This window comes from Corallococcus praedator (assembly GCF_003612125.1).
Lineage (GTDB): Bacteria > Myxococcota > Myxococcia > Myxococcales > Myxococcaceae > Corallococcus > Corallococcus praedator.
The window spans coordinates 1-3,821 of sequence record NZ_RAWI01000603.1 but is presented as its reverse complement, the minus strand read 5'-3'; the positions used below and the strand labels follow the sequence as shown (position 1 = coordinate 3,821).

General features: G+C 70.3%; 4 protein-coding genes and 1 pseudogene. 2 read left to right on the top strand and 3 right to left on the bottom strand.

The window, feature by feature from the left end:
• Positions 1-445, top strand: a pseudogene (locus tag D7Y13_RS39600) (tenascin-X); the annotation flags it as partial.
• A 28-nt stretch (positions 446-473) separates the two neighbouring features.
• Here D7Y13_RS39600 and D7Y13_RS39595 read toward each other — a convergent pair.
• Positions 474-1,193 carry a DUF429 domain-containing protein gene (locus D7Y13_RS39595; protein WP_120586013.1) on the bottom strand — a complete coding sequence of 240 codons (720 nt, stop codon included), beginning with the start codon at positions 1,191-1,193 and terminating at the stop codon, positions 474-476.
• A 78-nt stretch (positions 1,194-1,271) separates the two neighbouring features.
• Between D7Y13_RS39595 and D7Y13_RS39590 the strand changes: the two genes are divergently transcribed.
• The gene (locus D7Y13_RS39590; RefSeq protein WP_120586012.1) at positions 1,272-2,291 is read left to right on the top strand and encodes an aldo/keto reductase; all 1,020 of its coding nucleotides are present in this window, start codon (positions 1,272-1,274) and stop codon (positions 2,289-2,291) included.
• Between the two features lie 450 nt (positions 2,292-2,741).
• On the opposite strand, the gene D7Y13_RS39585 is transcribed toward D7Y13_RS39590, so the two are convergent.
• Positions 2,742-3,476, bottom strand: coding sequence for a head GIN domain-containing protein (locus D7Y13_RS39585; RefSeq protein ID WP_120586011.1), 735 nt, complete (start codon positions 3,474-3,476; stop codon positions 2,742-2,744).
• Between the two features lie 114 nt (positions 3,477-3,590).
• The gene (locus D7Y13_RS39580; RefSeq protein WP_244222441.1) at positions 3,591-3,770 is read right to left on the bottom strand and encodes a PEGA domain-containing protein; all 180 of its coding nucleotides are present in this window, start codon (positions 3,768-3,770) and stop codon (positions 3,591-3,593) included.
• Positions 3,771-3,821: the final 51 nt, after the last annotated feature.

Below are 3,821 nucleotides of genomic sequence, written 5' to 3'. Positions count from 1 at the left end.
GAGGTGTATAAGAGACAGGCCGGGGTTGGAGGCGGCGTGGACGTACACGTTCCCGGGCTGGACGGGACCGGTAGGCTCCGAGCTGCGGCTGGCGAGCTGGACGACGCGCACGGGACTGCCGCCGGAGACGGTGGTGGTGGGCACGGGGATGAAGGGGTACACGGGGGTGATGTTCGCGGTGAGCGCGCGTGACGGCAGTGAGGTGTTCCAGTGCCCGCTGCCCAATTCGGCGACCCCCGCGCAGTTCCTGGAGCTGGGGCCGGACAGCGTGGTGATGATGGACTGGGCGCAGACGTGCGGGGACTGCGATCCCCCGTTCGCCAACAGCCAGGCGCGGTTCCGGCGCTTCCCCATTCCCGGGCTCCAGCCCGCGGAGGAACCCTGGCCGGGCACCTTCGGCGGACCGGGGCATGACCATCACGAGGATCCGGTGCGCGGGCGCTGAAGCGGGCTGCCCCTCCAGGGAATCCCTCTCACCGTCTTGAGAGGGATTGGACCCGGTCCAGGATGCGCCCTTCGCGCAGCGTTCCGTCCGGGTCCTGCGTCAGGGGCAGGCCCACCGCGGTGACGTCCCCGGGCCGCGCGCGTGTGAGCCACCCCAGCCAGGCGCAGGCCGTGGCATCCAACTGGTCATGCGTGCACGGGCCTCCGTCCACGAAGCGCAGACCCTCGGCTTCGAGCAGGGCCTGACGCCGGGCACGTCCCTCCGGCGTGGCTTTTCCCCCCAACTTCTCCACAGCCAGCGTGCGCCACGTCGCGCCGGGGAAGGCCTCGAACAGGCGCGCCCGCGAAGGCTCCGGCGTGTCCAGGTCCAGCAGGGGGACTCCGGCCCCGCCCCGCAGCGCGGCGAACAGCAACACGCTTCCGCGCACGAAGCCCGCGAAGGGTGGGCCGGGCTGGGGCAACACGTCCGGGGTCCGCCCCGGCGCTCGCAACCGCCGCTCCGCGTCCCGCACCCGGCTGCCAGGGTTCGCCAGCGCCTGCGGTCCGTCCACCACCACCACGTCCCCGGGTCCCACGGCGAAGGCCTCCCGCAAGGCCTCCGGGTCCAATCCATGACGCGCGTCCGCCCGGGGCCACATGCGCTGGGAGAAGCGCACGTGGCCCTCCGCATCCAGCACGGCCTCGTCCACGGGGCGGGGCGCCCGGGCGAACGGGTCGGTCAAATCCCAGCCGACGAAGCGGGTCGTCATCCCGTGCCTTCCTGCGGCGAGGTTGCTCGCCCGGCGTTAAGAGGGGCCGCCTTCCATTCCACCCAAGGTGACCCGCACATGCACTACCGCCCTCTGGGCCGCACCGGCCTGTTTGTCTCTGAACTGTGTTTCGGCGCCATGACGTTTGGCGGCGAGGGCTTCTGGAAGGCCATCGGGCAGCAGGGCCAGGCGGAGGCCGACAAACTGGTGGGCCGGTGCCTGGACGCGGGCATCAACTTCTTCGACACCGCGAACGTGTACTCGAACGGCCTGTCGGAGGAGCTGCTGGGCAAGGCGCTGGCCCCGAAGCGCTCCCAGGTGGTGCTGGCCACCAAGGTGCGCGGCCGCATGGGCCCGGGCATGAACGAGGTGGGCCTGTCGCGCTACCACATCCTCGACTCCGTGCACGCGAGCCTCAAGCGCCTGGGCACCGACCACATCGACCTGCTGCAGATCCACGGCTACGACGTGGCCACCCCGTTGGATGAGACGCTGCGCGCGCTGGATGATTTGGTGCGCGAGGGCAAGGTGCGCTACCTGGGCGCGTCCAACCTGGCCGCGTGGCAGCTCATGAAGGCGCTGGGATTGAGCGACAGCCGGAACCAGTCCCGCTTCGAATCGCTCCAGGCCTACTACTCCATCGCCGGCCGCGACCTGGAGCGTGAGGTGGTGCCGCTGCTCAAGGACCAGAACGTGGGCCTGATGGTGTGGAGCCCGCTGGCCGGCGGCTTCCTGTCCGGCAAGTTCCGCCGCGACTCGCAGGGCCCCGAGGGCTCCCGCCGCGCCGCCTTCGACTTCCCGCCTGTGGACCGCGAGCGCGCGTACAACGCCATCGACGTGATGGACGTCATCGCGAAGGAGCAGAACGCCACCGTGGCCCGCGTGGCGCTCGCGTGGCTCCTGCACCAGCCGCACGTCACCACCGTCATCCTGGGCGCCAAGACGGAGGCCCAGTTGGAGGACAACCTGGCCGCCTCCGAGCTGCGCCTCACCCCCGCGCAGTTGGAGAAGCTGGACGCCGTCTCCAAGCTGCCGCCCGAGTACCCAGGCTGGATGGTGGAGCGTCAGAACGCGGACCGCTTCCCCCCGACCCGCTGAACCGGTTCCACTGGGAGTCCCATCCCTGCGGACTTTTCCAAAACGGCTGGATGGACCCGACCTGCTGCATGCGACTGGAAGGCCGCGTCATCGGGATGCTCGGACCTCCACTGACAGTCCGGGATGGCGAGCGTCCAGGCAGTGAGGGGCCCGGGTCTCCAGGTGCGGTGAAAGACACCGACGGTGTTTGGGATTGGGACGGACTCCCGATATCTTGGGGACTGTGAAGCGCTCGGTGAACCCGGGCGTGGTCCACGGTGCTCACGCGTCTGCCTGGCAACACCCCCGTGGGGTCGGGGTCGCGTGAAAGAAGTGCGGTCGCCCGGATGACCTTGGAGGTCCGGTGTGCGGCGGCTTCGTTGCTTCGTGGGGGGCCTGTCCGGGCCCCGGGAACTCCCCGGGGCCCGGGTAACCTTCTGGCTGTCAGGTCGCCTGCCTGCTCGGGCGGCTTCAGTTGCTGTAGTCGACGCGCGAGCCGCCGCTGACATCGACCTTGGAGTTCTTGGGTCGCGCGGACAGGCTGATGACACTGCCGCCGGACGCATCGCCGGAGACGGTGCCGGGCGCGTCGGCCTCCACGGTGGCGCCGCCGCTGGCTTCCACGGACAGCTCCTTCACACCCTGGAGCTGCCGGGCGTGGAGCTGCGAGCCGCCGCTGACCTCGGCGTCCACCCTCTCCGCGCGGCCGATGAGCGTCAGCTGGGCGCCGCCGCTGGCCTCGGCCTCCACCTGCTTCGCGTCCACGCCGCGCACGGTGAGCTCGCCGCCGCCGCTGGCCTCGGCCTCGAACTCCTCGGACGCGGAGGCTTCGGCCTCCACGTGGCTGCCGCCGCTGGACTCCACGTGGTCGATGCGGGGGGAGGACACGATGAGGCGCACCTTGCCGTTCAGCCCGTTGCCCCACCAACTCCCCTTGCGGTCGACCCGCGTGGTGAGGATGCCCTCCTCCACCACCAGCTTGATGCGGGAGATGGAGTCGGCGGGTCCTTCCAGGCGGACGGACTTGGGGCCCACCTTCACCTGGGCATGCAGGCCGTGGCCCACGGAGACACCGTGGAAGTCCTCCACCTGGCGCGTCTCACCGGAGCCTTCGCTGGAGGGGGTCTTGGCGTCCTCCGCGTGGGCGGTACAGGCGGCGGTGGCGAGGCAGCAGGCGGCGAGCACGGACAGCGGGGCGATCCTCATGGTCGGCTCCAGGCGTGGCGCGGGACGTACAGGCACGTCCCGGCGAATGCCTCGGTTACGCGGGAGCCGGCGGGTTGATTGCGTGCCCTCGACGAAAGTCGCGGGGAGCGCCTGTCAGGGATTGGCCAGCAGTTCCAGGGGGACCCGGACGGACGTGGTGTCGTCGGGTTTGATCTCCACGAGGAGCTTCAGGGGCCGGCCGGTGCCATCCATGAGCTTCAGCGTGTGCCTGCCCACCGGGAGGGCGACCTTGGTGAGGGGCGTCTCTCCGAGCGAGCGGTTTCCCAGGGACACGCGGGCGGAAGGTTCGGTGACGAGCGTGAGGACTGCCTCTTATACACATCT